The organism is Bradyrhizobium hereditatis (genome assembly GCF_020329435.1).
Lineage (GTDB): Bacteria > Pseudomonadota > Alphaproteobacteria > Rhizobiales > Xanthobacteraceae > Bradyrhizobium > Bradyrhizobium hereditatis.
The window spans coordinates 1005373-1016090 of sequence record NZ_JAGKJK010000001.1 but is presented as its reverse complement, the minus strand read 5'-3'; the positions used below and the strand labels follow the sequence as shown (position 1 = coordinate 1016090).

Below are 10718 nucleotides of genomic sequence, written 5' to 3'. Positions count from 1 at the left end.
ACCCTAATCATCAATTCACATCCATCTGCAGGCCTTCGCGCTTGATGATTTCGCCGAATTTCGTGGTCTCAGCCTGAACGAATTCGGAGAACTGCTGCGGCGTGCCCCAGTCGGCGGTCGCACCCATATTGCCGATGGTCTTCTTGACGTCATCGCGCGCCAGCATCGCCTTGATCTCCTTGTTGAGCGCCTCGACGGCGGGAGCGGGCGCTGCTTTCGGCAGGAAGACGCCGAACCAGGAGGAGACGTCGAACTTTGCAAGCTCAGGCACGCCCTCGCGCATGGTCGGGATGTTGGGCGCCGCTGGGCTGCGCTCGGGCGTGGTGACGGCGAGCGCGGTGAGCTTGCCTTCCTGCGTCTGCGGCAGCGTCGGGTAGAGATTGTCGAACAGGATCTGGATATCACCTGCGAGTGCCGCCTGCAGTGCTGGCCCCGCACCGCGGAACGGCACGTGCACCATCTTCAGGCCAGTGAGCTGCAGGAACCAGGCACCGGTGAGGTGAGGGCTCTGCCCGACGCCGGAGGAGGCGTAGGTCAGCTTGTCCGGATTGGCCTTGATATAGGCGATCAATTCGGGAATCGACTTGATGCCGGTAGAGGGATGCGCCGACACGATGTTCGGAATCCGGATCATGTTGCTGACCGGCTGCAACTGGTCGGGCTTGTAGGTCAGGTTGCGGAAGATGCTGTAGGCGATTGCATTCGGGCCGGGATTGCCCACCAGGATGAGATGACCGTCCGATCTTCCCCGCACGACTTCTGCCGTGCCGATGGTGCCGCCGCCGCCGGAACGGTTTTCCACGACCGCCGATTGACCCCACGCCGTCTGCAGATGCGCAGCCAGCAGCCGTCCCATCACGTCGGTGCTGCCGCCCGCCGCCGCCGGCACGATGAGCCGCACGGTCTCGGTCGGCCGCCACTCGGAGCCATAGCTTGAACGCGGCAAAATCGCCGCCGCTGAAACGGCTGCAGCTCCGGTCAAAACGCGGCGTCGAGAAAAGGTCTTAATCGTCACAAGTTCGCTCCCTGCTTTGGATTCTTGTTGGCAGGGACCGTAGGCAGCCCGCGCGCTGAGGGCAAGCGGGCGACTTGGCGCAGGATTTCCGCAGCACGGAACAGAGTGAATGAGAACTTACTAGTTAAAGCTGAGCAGCTTGAAGAGTGGCGTGAGGTAGCTGAGTTCCTGGCCGGACGTCGGCGTGGTGCGGCTGATGAAGTCGAAGATCTTGCCGTCCTGCAAGCCGTAGTTGGCGAGCCGCGTCACCTGGCGATTCTTGTCGAAATAGATCGCGATCACGCGCTGGTCGACGACCTGCTGATTCATGAACGCGACTTTGCGCTCGGAGCGTTGGGAGATGTAATAGAACACCTCGCCGTTCAAGGTCGCGACCGTTGACGGCGTTCCCATCACGATCAGCACCTGATCCTGGCTGGCGCCGATCGGAATCTGTTCCAGCGCGTTGGGCGGTAGGATATAGCCCTTCTGGAATTGCTCGCCCATGCAGCCGGCGAGCGCCGCGCAAATCAATGCGGCGGCCGCGGCCGCGCGAAAGCCGCGCCGGCGCGCGGTCATGCGGCGCGGCGAGGGCACGCAGGTGCTCAGCTGGCTGATCTCGGTCATATCAGGAATTAGCCCGTCCTCTTGCATCGCGCGGTGCGTTGACGTACCGGGCAGCACGCTAGATTGCAACACGCGTGGCCCGGGAGGGCTCGCTTGCGGAACCCACAATGCTTTGGCCGTTCAATCACTTCAGGAAACCCCGGACGCCGTTGCGCGGCACCATCGAGGCCATCTATGGCATGATCGTGACGCAGGCGCGAGAACCGTTGTTTTACCGGGACTTTGCGGTTCCGGACACGGTTAACGGCCGTTTTGACCTGCTTCTGCTGCATTTGTGGCTGGTCCTGCGGCGGCTGAGGTCGGTGGAGGGCGGTGCGGCCCTGTCGCAGGGGCTGTTCGACCATTTTTGCAGCGATATGGACGATAATTTGCGCGAGATGGGGGTCGGAGACCTTACGGTGCCCAAACGCATGCAGGCTTTCGGCGAAGCCTTTTATGGTCGGACCGCCGCGTACGACATGGCGCTGACGGGTGGCCGCGAGGCGCTGGCGCAGGCAATATGCAAGAATATCCTGAACGGCGAGAACATCGAAAAGGCCCGCCTGCTGGCCGCCTATGCCGAGACGGCGAAGGTCACCCTGGACGGCATCGACGAGACGATGCTGATGAGCGGTGCGGCCAGGTTTCCCCTGCCGGAGAAGGTACAGCCATGAGCAAGACAGGCGCGACCGAGAAGGCCGATCCCTGGTGCGCACCCGTGGCGGTCGCGCAGATCCCGGAGACCGGCCTGCACCGCGATATCGAGGCCGATCAGTCCGTCCGCCATGCGGTGGCCGAAATGGGCGGCCTGCGCGAGGTGCTGTCGGCACAGGCCTCATTCGACGTAATGCCAAAGAGCGGCGGCCGTTTCCACGTGGCCGGTCACGTGCGGGCGCGGATCGGGCAGACCTGCGTGGTGACGCTGGAGGAGATCGAAAACGACATCGATGAGTCGGTCGACCTGATCTTCGCGCCCCCCGAACAGGTGCCGCAGATGGCCGCGCTGGTCGACGAAGCCGAGGAAAGCGACGAGGAGACGCCCGACCCGCTGGAGCCGATCGAGAACGGCGTGATCGATCTCGGCAAGGTCGCCACCGACGCACTGTATCTCGCGGTCGATCCATATCCGCGCAAGCCCGGCGCTGTATTTGAACCGATGGTTGAAGCCGCTGATCCGGAGGATCATCCGTTCGCGGCGCTCAAGGCCCTGAAGGTCGACCCGAAAAAGTCGCGAGCCAGGAAGCCCAAGGGCAAGTAGGCGGCAGTTCAAGCGACAGGTGACGCGGCCGACAGTTCAAGGTCGTTGCGGTGCTCTGCCAAGAGCTATCGTTAAATCATTGATTCGAAATAGGATATTCTATATCTTTGATTTCAGGCCACAGCGCGTCGCTTTCGCCAAAAGACCGTGGTCAAGAGGTTGTGTCGGGGCGGGGACACGCTATTGTCGCGGCCCGGCGGAGGCGCGGAGTTGCGTTTCGCCCGGCACCGGCTAGCGGTGCCATCCAGCGTGCGGCCGGGCTCTAAGAAGGCCGCAAGACATCAGGTTTCCGGGACGTTCATGCCGCAAAAGGTTCGAATCGCGCTTGACGCCATGGGTGGCGATGTCGGCGCATCGGTGGTCATTCCCGGCGCCGCTACTGCATTGACCCGGCATCCCGACACCGAATTCCTGTTGTACGGTGACCGCGCCAGCATCGATCCCGAATTGGCAAAGCATCCGGCACTGAAAGCGGCCTCGCGCGTCATCCACACCGATATCGCCGTCAGCATGCACGACAAGCCAAGCCAGGCGCTGCGCCGCGGCCGCAAGACGTCGTCGATGTGGCTTGCGATCGAGGCCGTGAAAAAGGGTGAGGCGGATGTTGCGGTCTCGGCCGGCAACACCGGCGCATTGATGGCGATGGCGCGGTTTTGCCTGCGCACGGTGCCCGGAATCGACCGTCCGGCGATTGCCGCGGTATTGCCGACGAAGCGGGGCGATTCCGTCGTGTTGGATCTCGGCGCAACCATCGGGGGCGATGCGCAGCATCTGGTGCAAATGGCGGTGATGGGTAGCGCGATGGCGAGCGTGCTGTTCGATCTGCAGCGACCCACGGTCGGCCTTCTCAATATCGGGGTCGAGGAAATCAAGGGCCACGAGGAGATTCGCGAGGCGGCCGAGTTGCTGCGCGTAATGAACCTGCCGCAGCTCGAATATGTCGGCTTTGTGGAGGGCGACGGCATCAGTAAAGGCGCGGCCGATGTCATCGTATCCGAGGGATTCAGCGGCAATATCGCGCTCAAGGTTGCCGAGGGGACTGCGCGCCAAATCGTCGACTTCCTCCGCACCGAAATATCGAAGTCCTGGATGGCCAAAATTGGCTATTTGTTCGCTCGCGGCGCCTTCAGAGCGCTGCGCGACAAACTAGACCCGAACAAGCTCAATGGCGGCGTGCTGCTCGGACTGACCGGCATGGTGGTCAAGAGCCACGGCGGAACCGACGCCGAAGGCTTTGCCTACGCAATCAATGTTGGGTATGAGACGGTCCGCAACGATCTCCTCACCAAGATCAATGGAATGCTCAATCGCGACGGCGGCGCCCTGGCCAGGGCGCAGACCGCACAGGAGGCTGTTTCGTGACTGCAATACGTTCGGTCGTGCTCGGCTGCGGCTCATACCTGCCGCAGAAGGTGCTGACCAATGCCGAACTGGCGGCACGCGTAGACACTTCCGACGAGTGGATCGTGCAGCGCACCGGCATCCGGCAGCGCCACATCGCGGCCGAAGGTGAGTTCACCTCTCATCTCGGCATCAATGCCGCGAAGGCGGCACTGGCTGACGCCGGCATCGACGCGCAGTCGATCGACCTGATCGTGCTGGCGACCTCGACGCCGGACAACACCTTTCCGGCGACGGCGGTTGCGGTCCAGAACGGGCTCGGCATCAGCCATGGCGCCGCCTTCGACCTCCAGGCGGTGTGCTCCGGTTTCGTGTTCGCGCTTGCCACGGCCGACAACTTCCTGCGCAGTGGCGCCTTCAAGCGCGCGCTGGTGATCGGCGCCGAGACGTTCTCACGCATCCTCGACTGGAGCGACCGCGGTACCTGCGTGCTGTTTGGCGATGGCGCAGGCGCCGTCGTGCTCGAGGCACAGGAGCAGCCCGGCAAGTCTTCCGATCGCGGCGTGCTGACGACGCATCTGCGCTCGGACGGCCGACACAAGGCAAAGCTGTTCGTCGACGGCGGCCCTTCGACAACGCAAACCGTCGGTTATCTCAGGATGGAAGGCCGCGAGGTATTCAAGCACGCGGTCGGCATGATCACGGACGTGATCGTGGATGCCTTCAATGCGACCGGCGCGACCGCCGAGGACATCGACTGGTTCATCCCGCATCAGGCCAACAAGCGAATCATCGATGCGTCAGCGCACAAGCTTCATATTGCACCGCAGAGAGTGGTGCTGACCGTCGATCAGCACGGTAATACCTCGGCGGCCTCGATTCCGCTGGCGCTCAATGTCGCGGTAAGGGACGGGCGCGTGAAGAAGGGCGATCTGGTGCTGTTTGAGGCCATGGGCGGCGGCTTCACCTGGGGTTCCGCGCTCGTGCGCTGGTGAGCGCCGAGTAAATAGATCGATTCAAATGCGGCCGTGTTCCATGCTTCTGCATGATGGTCGCTGTTGACCATTGCGTGCTAACCGCTTAATTTCAGGCAATAAATTTTGTTCGCCGAGAGTGCGGGGCAGGCGATGACCGGGACCGGAAAAACAGTCACACGTGTCGATTTGTGCGAGGCGGTCTACCAGAAGGTGGGTTTGTCTCGGACTGAATCCTCTGCGTTTGTCGAACTCGTTCTGAAAGAGATCACCGATTGCCTGGAAAAAGGCGAGACGGTGAAGCTGTCGTCGTTCGGCTCGTTCATGGTGCGCAAGAAGGGTCAGCGTATCGGACGTAACCCGAAGACCGGTACCGAAGTGCCGATCTCGCCGCGCCGCGTGATGGTGTTCAAGCCGTCGGCCATTCTGAAGCAGCGGATCAATGGGCACGCGCCTACGAACGGTGAAGGCAAGACCGAATAGCGAGACTCGCGTAAGATCGGCCGCGTAGCAAGTCGAGTACTGCGTCTTCACCAACGAGACGAGTTGAGAGGAGCTGGCATTTGGACAAGGCGCCGGATGCGTTCCGCACCATCAGCGAAGTCGCTGAAGAACTCGATATTCCCCAGCACGTGCTGCGGTTCTGGGAGACGCGATTCGCCCAGATCAAGCCGATGAAGCGAAGCGGCGGGCGGCGCTATTACCGCCCCGATGATGTCGACCTGCTCAAAGGCATCCGCCGCCTGTTGTATGGCGAGGGTTACACAATCCGCGGCGTGCAGCGGATCCTGAAAGAGCACGGCATCAAATCGGTTCAGGGACTTGCCGACCAAACCTCGGCCGTTACGTTCGGCGCGGTCGAGGAAGCGATCGGACTCAGCCTGCAGGAGCCCGACGAGGGCGAGCTGCCGGTTGCGGCCGAGGCGGAGGACGAGGATTACGAGAGCGAAGACAAGGAAATCGACTATCGCTTTGTCGATACCGATGACGACGGCATTTTGCTGCCGTTCGTCAAAGGCAAGCCGTCTGGGAGACTAGGGGTCGAAGGTTCAAATCCTTTCGCTCCGACCATTTTTCCCGAATGATTTCAATATCTCGGCTGTATATGCGCGGCTGCCAAGAACCGCCGGTTGGCAGTTTAGTTGCCATTTTTGTTCGCGATCCGGTCTCTGTGATCTTCCAGTTTCGCGATAGCATTTGCCGCCAGAACGCCGCGGCGAGCAAGGTAGGCGTCAATCACGCGCTGCGCCTTGTCGACGGTCCATGTCAGGGCCTCGGCGATCTCCGGCGCCGTTGCGCCTGCCTCGGCTAGCAGCGTCGCGGCCGTGCCGCGGTTGTCGTGGAAATTGAGCTCGCCAGCGTTCACCGCGTCGGCGTCCTCGCGCCAATGCTCGTTGAAATATCGTCGGGTGTAAGCCTTGCCGGTGGGCGTCAGCATGACAAGGGCGCCGGTGCGGGTGAGGCCGTCCAGATGTGCCTTAAGTTCGCGCGTGGCCGGTATCCACAGAAGTTTTTTTGTCTTGCTCGATCGGATTTGGATCCGCTCGCCGTCGTAGCGCGTCCAGGGGAATTTTCGGATATCGGCTGCGCGCATGGCGGTATTGCGGACCAGGATCATTGCCGTAACCATCGCCGGCCGCGCGGTGCGGATGAATTGTTGTTGCAGTTCTTCCGGCCAAACCTTTTCCGCCCGATCGCTCTTGTAGAGCCGCTCAAACGAGGGGATCGGGTGATATTTGATCCGGCGCTTTTCCTTCGCGAAACTGAGGACGCGACACAGCGCTGACATGAGATTGTCGGCGGAGCGGTGCGAGGTCTTGCCTAGCTCCTGATGCCACGCCAGCGCGTCGCCGGCGAAGGCGTCGGCGTCGTCGGAGTTGTTAAAGGTATCCTCGGGGACGCTGCCCCATTTGGCTTCGATCCGCTTTAGCTTCCATGGATACTGTTTGCGGCTTTCCTCGCTCAGAGAGTTGAACGTCTCCGACGTGTCGAAAAACCGGATGAGGTCCGTCAACGTCTTTTCGCCGGCGCGCCGCTTCTTCTTCTCGGCCTCGGCGTAGCTCTCGGCGAGCTTGGTTTCGTCCAGCGGCAGGCCGGTGGCGCGGTGATACAGGTAAATGCGAATAGAGCCGTCCGCCATCTTTTTGGCGGTTCGTTTGATACCGCGAAGCTTAAGCGGCTTTCGTCTTAGACGCATTTTCAGCTTTCCAGCGCTGGTACGGGCTCAATTCCTCGGCGGAGTCTGACACAAGGCCGGAGGCGCGGTCTAGGGCGGCGTCCAACGCCTTGCGGTCCCAACGGTTCGTTCCCGGGATCGCGTCCGGCACAATGCCTTTTTGGCGCCAGCGATCGAACGCGGCCAGCGTCTCGCAGCCGACGTATTCGGCGGCTTCCTGCTTGGAAAGGCCGCGCTTCATGATCGCTGATCCTCGCGCGATGTCGGCCGGGGTGGCTCGGGTGTGGCGGCTGCTCATGCCGTCACCATCACGCGAACGATGCGCCAGCCCTCAATTTTCAACGCCTTCCACGCGTCGGCTGCGTCTGCGTCTGCATGGCATGAGCGGCAAAACGCTCGGCGGGCTTCTTGCGCCGTCGCCCTGGTCCACGAAATCGCCAACCATGGCTTGCCCTTGGTCGGATACTTCATCATCGGGACATATGCGATGTACTCAATCACCGTAGCGGGTAGCTGTCCGGCCATTCCGTAATTCTCCTTCTCCTCGGCGCGATCGGATCCGGATCGTCTCCGAAACACGCGCGCTTGATGTTGCAGATTGAGCAGACCGTGTAACAGGGCGGGCCGCTCCGTAGCGCGCCCTTGCTAGCGCAGTCGTCGCAAACGGGCGGGGTCAATCAGTGCCCTCGCGAACGGTCGATGAAAGAGCGGCCTTGCCGGCATCTGTTATGAACCAACTTGTTGGCCTTGGCGGTCCCGGAATTTTCTTCGTATCGTCGCCACTGCGCACCAATCCTTGAGCCGCTAGATCGCGCATGGCTGCGTTCTCGGCGTGCCGGAAAGCCATATCGTCACTTAGAATGATGACGCCGGTAGTTTTCCAGGCTCGCTTTAGAAGCTTGAGCATCAAAGGAGTTAGCGCGAATGGTTGGGCAGGCTCTGCCCCAATGTCGTTTGCCTCGCTGCGGGTTTCCCAATCTACAACGCGCTGGATGGCTGCTGTTGCCGTGTCGTCAAGAATGGGCGGATTGATCGGCTGCGCATTGCATATTGACAGCTTACCGATTTGGTAAGTCCCGATTAAGCCGCACGTTTTGCAAAGCTGCGCACCACCGTTGACGCGCCCAGTTGTCGGCTCTGTGCAATCAATCCATCCTGACCAGTCACATCTACCGCGGGTGCAACACGATACGACGGCAGCGCTCACGGAGGCGCCTAATAGCATCTCATTGCTCATCGTCGGCTTGGATAGTTCTGGTGCCTCCTTTGCGATTTCAGCCCTGATACGATCCAGCAGCGCATCAACGCTTGGGCGCTTTTCTTCCGGGCACTCGCGCCATACTCGGACCAACGAGAGAATATCTTCCTGTTGGCGGGAGACAGTGCCATCGCACCAGCCTTGCTCTAAGAGAGACTCAACTACCTTCGTCGCATAGGGGTCGCAGCCGCAGTCGGGCCAGTTGCATTCGCCCGGCTCTGGCAATGCCTGCTTTCGGCCCATGCATTCGAATGCTGCCGGTGTCTTCGACCCCGTAAGCAGGATCGTGCGTAGGTCGATCAGCCAACGTATCTCGCGGTCGTTGCGCTGAATGTCGCTTGATCGACACCAGCTCGATTTGCGGAATATCTCATTGGCCTCGCGCAGATCGGCCAGCCGCTTGTCAATAAGCTCTACCGGCTCGCTGGCGTCCTGACTTTGAGCAAGTCCCGCCGGCTGAATTGCAGCGATGATCTTATCGGCCAACGTGCCGTAATCGGCCTCAAGGCTATCAGGCCGGATCAAATGAAACTTGCTCGCCCAGGGTGAGCCCTCAAACTGCTTTTCCCAAAGCAGGCGAATGACCGCCTGTCTCGGGCGTTGGGACACAGCGGATGCTCTGGCGTCTGTCATTAAAACCCCCTCCATTTGTTAACGGGGCTTGATGCCCGGTGCTGTCTCTCCGCCGGCTGAAACCCGCGGCTCTTGATCTGCTGCCGCTTCGCCGGCCGCAGCCCATAGGTTGCCTTCAACACCGCGTCGGCCTTCCGCATGCGCGGGTTGTCCTCGGTGTGCGTCTTGATGTCCGCGCAGTTTTTGCAGTGGACCTTGCAATTTTCTAAGGTCGGTTCGCCGCCTAAGCCGTCCGGCTGGTCGTGTTCGTAAATGATGCCGGTGCGCGGGCTCAGTTGAACGCCGCAGCCCTCGCACTGTGGAACGCCGGGAATGTTGTCGACGCCTTCGGGCGCCTGCTGGCAACAGCGCGCGAAAGCCTTCTTCCGGACGCTCTGCGGGAATTCGGTTCGCTTCTCTCCGCGCAGGCTCATGCTGTTTCCATCTCCGCCGGCGCGGAACGGGCCTCAAGCTCGCGAAGGGCCTTTTCCTTCGGGTCGCTCCAAACGATGCCGTTTTCAGCGCCCCATGCGAACATAAATTCGATGAGGTCGTGCATTTCGGCGACGCTCAAATCTGAGGACGATTGCCCGTAGGGGACAAAGGTCTTGCCGTCGAGTGACGGCAGGATCTGCACTTCTTTCCCGCATGCGTGCAGGAAAACCACCTTCGCCTCGTTGGTGGTGTACTTGCGCCCATCGGTGCCGTTGAAGCGCGCGTGTTGCGTCACGATGTCGGTTAGCATCGCCCACATGCGATCGTTCTGCTCTGGCGTGCGCTGCGGTGCCTTGAATTCGACGCGCGTTCCGTCCGGCGTCCCCTGTATCCAGCGGATTGCCTTCCGCCGGATCTCGGCGCCGGTAAGGACCAATTGAACGCGCCCGCTCATGCTGCGACGGCCTCGCCGCGGGCGCGGATCTTCGCCACAACGTCGGCCAACTCGGCGTTGAACCTGTCGACTTCGGTTTCTAGCGTCTGGATATATTTTTCGTCGCGGTGGGTGCGCTTCACGAACAGCGGCACGCCGCGGTAGTAAACCGCGAGGTCCCACCATTCCCGTTTGGTGATCCAAAGCGTTCCTTGCACCTGGGCGCGGTGCTCGCTCGGAAACTCGTCCTTTAGGATGGTTTCAATCAGCAAATGCGGGGACTGGCTCTTGATTTCCAATCCGCCGGCGTCGCCGATCAGGCTATCGGGCGAACAGCCGGCCTTGCCGTTGCGGATGAAGCCAACGCGGCGGAGCTCGGCGCCGGTCTGGAACTGGTACAGGTCGCGCGCCTCGGGCTCGAATTCGTGGCCGCGCTCGGTATACTCGTTGGAAAAGCTCTCCATGCGCTCGCCGGTGATAATCTCGCCGGCAAGTTTCAGCATGTAGCTTCGGCGCGTCTTGCCTTCGCCCTTCGCCAAGATCGCCTTGAACTGTGAGGCAGTCGGGATACCGCGGCGGGCTTCGAACCATTCGGGCGAGTTCTGTTCGCAGTTGATAATTTCCACAGGAA

The 10718-nt window shown here is 61.3% G+C and carries 15 protein-coding genes; 6 read left to right on the top strand and 9 right to left on the bottom strand.

Annotated elements, in window-relative coordinates; genetic code table 11:
- Window positions 1-10: 10 nt before the first annotated feature.
- The gene (locus tag J6524_RS05100; RefSeq protein WP_225669246.1) at window positions 11-1015 is read right to left on the bottom strand and encodes a Bug family tripartite tricarboxylate transporter substrate binding protein; all 1005 of its coding nucleotides are present in this window, start codon (window positions 1013-1015) and stop codon (window positions 11-13) included.
- Window positions 1016-1135: 120 nt separating this feature from the next.
- Entirely contained in the window at window positions 1136-1621 is a 486-nt protein-coding gene (locus J6524_RS05095; protein ID WP_225669245.1) for an outer membrane protein assembly factor BamE, read from the bottom strand.
- 107 nt (window positions 1622-1728) lie between these two features.
- Here J6524_RS05095 and J6524_RS05090 point away from each other — a divergent pair, with 107 nt between their 5' ends.
- From J6524_RS05090 to J6524_RS05065, 6 genes are all read left to right on the top strand, one after another.
- Window positions 1729-2274: a ubiquinol-cytochrome C chaperone family protein gene (locus tag J6524_RS05090; RefSeq protein ID WP_225669244.1), complete on the top strand. Its 546-nt coding sequence runs from the start codon at window positions 1729-1731 to the stop codon at window positions 2272-2274.
- Window positions 2271-2858, top strand: coding sequence for a YceD family protein (locus tag J6524_RS05085; RefSeq protein WP_225669243.1), 588 nt, complete (start codon window positions 2271-2273; stop codon window positions 2856-2858). Before J6524_RS05090 ends, J6524_RS05085 begins: the two co-directional genes overlap by 4 nt.
- Window positions 2859-3158: 300 nt before the next feature.
- Window positions 3159-4220 (top strand): phosphate acyltransferase PlsX, encoded by a 1062-nt coding sequence (gene plsX / locus J6524_RS05080; RefSeq protein ID WP_225669242.1) that lies wholly within the window; start codon window positions 3159-3161, stop codon window positions 4218-4220.
- On the top strand, window positions 4217-5194 hold the full coding sequence (locus tag J6524_RS05075) for a beta-ketoacyl-ACP synthase III (RefSeq protein ID WP_225669241.1): 978 nt from the start codon (window positions 4217-4219) through the stop codon (window positions 5192-5194). Before plsX ends, J6524_RS05075 begins: the two co-directional genes overlap by 4 nt.
- A 132-nt stretch (window positions 5195-5326) precedes the next feature.
- On the top strand, window positions 5327-5656 hold the full coding sequence (locus tag J6524_RS05070; RefSeq protein WP_225669240.1) for an integration host factor subunit alpha: 330 nt from the start codon (window positions 5327-5329) through the stop codon (window positions 5654-5656).
- An 80-nt stretch (window positions 5657-5736) separates the two neighbouring features.
- Complete coding sequence (locus tag J6524_RS05065; protein WP_225669239.1) at window positions 5737-6258, top strand: MerR family transcriptional regulator; 522 nt, start codon at window positions 5737-5739, stop codon at window positions 6256-6258.
- A gap of 53 nt (window positions 6259-6311) precedes the next feature.
- Here J6524_RS05065 and J6524_RS05060 read toward each other — a convergent pair whose 3' ends face one another.
- The 7 genes from J6524_RS05060 to J6524_RS05030 all read right to left on the bottom strand — a co-directional run bounded on the left by J6524_RS05060 (window position 6312) and on the right by J6524_RS05030 (window position 10713).
- Entirely contained in the window at window positions 6312-7313 is a 1002-nt protein-coding gene (locus tag J6524_RS05060; RefSeq protein WP_225669238.1) for a tyrosine-type recombinase/integrase, read from the bottom strand.
- A 31-nt stretch (window positions 7314-7344) separates the two neighbouring features.
- Entirely contained in the window at window positions 7345-7590 is a 246-nt protein-coding gene (locus tag J6524_RS05055) for a hypothetical protein (protein WP_225669237.1), read from the bottom strand.
- Window positions 7591-7643: 53 nt separating this feature from the next.
- Window positions 7644-7874 carry a hypothetical protein gene (locus tag J6524_RS05050; RefSeq protein ID WP_225669236.1) on the bottom strand — a complete coding sequence of 77 codons (231 nt, stop codon included), beginning with the start codon at window positions 7872-7874 and terminating at the stop codon, window positions 7644-7646.
- Window positions 7875-8022: 148 nt separating this feature from the next.
- Window positions 8023-9240 (bottom strand): hypothetical protein, encoded by a 1218-nt coding sequence (locus J6524_RS05045; protein ID WP_225669235.1) that lies wholly within the window; start codon window positions 9238-9240, stop codon window positions 8023-8025.
- Complete coding sequence (locus J6524_RS05040) at window positions 9240-9653, bottom strand: hypothetical protein (RefSeq protein ID WP_225669234.1); 414 nt, start codon at window positions 9651-9653, stop codon at window positions 9240-9242. The genes J6524_RS05045 and J6524_RS05040 overlap by 1 nt, the downstream gene beginning before the upstream one ends.
- Window positions 9650-10108 (bottom strand): recombination protein NinB, encoded by a 459-nt coding sequence (locus J6524_RS05035; protein ID WP_225669233.1) that lies wholly within the window; start codon window positions 10106-10108, stop codon window positions 9650-9652. The genes J6524_RS05040 and J6524_RS05035 overlap by 4 nt, the downstream gene beginning before the upstream one ends.
- Window positions 10105-10713 carry a lambda exonuclease family protein gene (locus tag J6524_RS05030; RefSeq protein WP_225669232.1) on the bottom strand — a complete coding sequence of 203 codons (609 nt, stop codon included), beginning with the start codon at window positions 10711-10713 and terminating at the stop codon, window positions 10105-10107. Before J6524_RS05030 ends, J6524_RS05035 begins: the two co-directional genes overlap by 4 nt.
- Between the last annotated feature and the right edge of the window lie 5 nt (window positions 10714-10718).

Bases quoted from the DNA above. Each gene is read 5' to 3' on its own strand.
- J6524_RS05095 (WP_225669245.1), bottom strand. From the start codon at position 1,621: ATGACCGAGATCAGCCAGCTGAGCACCTGCGTGCCCTCGCCGCGCCGC.
- J6524_RS05070 (WP_225669240.1), top strand. From the start codon at position 5,327: ATGACCGGGACCGGAAAAACAGTCACACGTGTCGATTTGTGCGAGGCG.
- J6524_RS05035 (WP_225669233.1), bottom strand. From the start codon at position 10,108: ATGAGCGGGCGCGTTCAATTGGTCCTTACCGGCGCCGAGATCCGGCGG.
- J6524_RS05040 (WP_225669234.1), bottom strand. From the start codon at position 9,653: ATGAGCCTGCGCGGAGAGAAGCGAACCGAATTCCCGCAGAGCGTCCGG.
- J6524_RS05045 (WP_225669235.1), bottom strand. From the start codon at position 9,240: ATGACAGACGCCAGAGCATCCGCTGTGTCCCAACGCCCGAGACAGGCG.
- J6524_RS05090 (WP_225669244.1), top strand. From the start codon at position 1,729: ATGCTTTGGCCGTTCAATCACTTCAGGAAACCCCGGACGCCGTTGCGC.
- J6524_RS05055 (WP_225669237.1), bottom strand. From the start codon at position 7,590: ATGAAGCGCGGCCTTTCCAAGCAGGAAGCCGCCGAATACGTCGGCTGC.
- J6524_RS05050 (WP_225669236.1), bottom strand. From the start codon at position 7,874: ATGGCCGGACAGCTACCCGCTACGGTGATTGAGTACATCGCATATGTC.
- J6524_RS05085 (WP_225669243.1), top strand. From the start codon at position 2,271: ATGAGCAAGACAGGCGCGACCGAGAAGGCCGATCCCTGGTGCGCACCC.
- J6524_RS05060 (WP_225669238.1), bottom strand. From the start codon at position 7,313: ATGGCGGACGGCTCTATTCGCATTTACCTGTATCACCGCGCCACCGGC.
- plsX (WP_225669242.1), top strand. From the start codon at position 3,159: ATGCCGCAAAAGGTTCGAATCGCGCTTGACGCCATGGGTGGCGATGTC.